Origin of the sequence: Janthinobacterium violaceinigrum, from assembly GCF_009208555.1 — a bacterium.
Taxonomy (GTDB): domain Bacteria; phylum Pseudomonadota; class Gammaproteobacteria; order Burkholderiales; family Burkholderiaceae_D; genus Janthinobacterium; species Janthinobacterium violaceinigrum.
The window spans coordinates 1-442 of the sequence record NZ_WFLI01000115.1; the positions used below are offsets into that span (position 1 = coordinate 1).

Consider the following 442-nt stretch of genomic DNA (forward strand, 5'->3'; position numbering starts at 1 on the left):
TGAACGTGGCGAACCTGAACAACGCCAGCGGCGAGATCGTGCAGACGGGCAGCGGCGACACCGTCATCACCACCGGCAAGTTGGACAACACGGCGGGCCGCGTCGCGGCCAACAGCGCGAACCTGGCCTTGAATGCGACGGTGCTGACGAACATCAATGGCAAGCTGGAGCATGCAGGCGCGGGCGTGCTGGCCATCAACGCGGGGCAATTCAACAACCAGTTCGGCAAGATCACGGGCAATGGCAAGCTGGACATCACGGCAGCTACCTTCGACCACCGCAATGCAACGACGGTGGCCAATCAGCTGACCATCAACGCGGGCAGCCTGGACAACCGTGCCGGCAGCCTGGCGCAGACGGGTACCGGCCTGATGACGGTGAACGCTACCGGCCAGCTGGACAACACGGGCGGCAAGATCGAGGGCAATGGCGATGCGCTGGT

Annotated in this window: 1 protein-coding gene; it reads left to right on the forward strand. The window is 64.0% G+C overall.

All coding sequences use genetic code 11. From position 1 onward, the window contains the following. Positions 1 to 442, forward strand: a 442-nt coding sequence (locus GCN75_RS28880; protein WP_193317709.1) for a hypothetical protein, incomplete at both ends; no start/stop codon positions are given.